1 protein-coding gene is annotated in these 565 nt (G+C 52.4%); it reads right to left on the bottom strand.

The features are described 5' to 3' along the window. The coding region (locus BFP75_RS10900; protein ID WP_099545432.1) for a transposase at positions 1 to 565 on the bottom strand (565 nt) is incomplete at both ends.

The following is a 565-nucleotide window of genomic DNA, read 5'->3' as shown; positions in this document are numbered from 1 at the left end:
TTGTCGAAATATTCTTCCCTGTCGTGCGTACTTCCATTGCGCCTGTTGAAACATATGTTGGCATTGATATCCATTTTGGCGCATGCGTTCCTGAAATCCTTGGAATCGAATCCCGCATCGGCGTTCATGAAAAGCCCGGCAACAGGTATGTCCGCCTTTTGAAGGGTAGCGGTCACCACTTCGAACTGCACCTCGATATCATAAAGGTCGTTGTGGTTGCCGGCCACCGGTTCCGACATGGCCAAGGGAAGTCCCTGCCTATCGGTCAGGTAAAGGGAATTCGTCGTTTTGGATTTCTTTCTCCCTTGGTACTCGACCGTTTGGCCGCCCCGTTTGGCCGGGGTATGGCTACCATCGATATCCACACTGGAAAGGTCCAGGTCGGATTTATGGTCGCCGAGAAACTTTATCCAGCACTCCTTCCAGGTTCCCGAAATGCACCACTTGCGGTAATGGTAGTATACCGCTTGCCAGCAGAGCACCTTGTCCGAGAACAGGGCCTTCACAGGCAGAAGCCGCCAATGGACACCGGACTTGAGCTTGTAAAGGATCGCATTGATCACCT

It is taken from the genome of Maribacter sp. 4G9 (assembly GCF_002742265.1).
In the GTDB taxonomy this organism is placed as follows: Bacteria; Bacteroidota; Bacteroidia; order Flavobacteriales; family Flavobacteriaceae; genus Maribacter.
The sequence above is the reverse complement of the archived record's forward strand: the minus strand, read 5'-3'. Positions and strand labels throughout refer to the sequence as shown.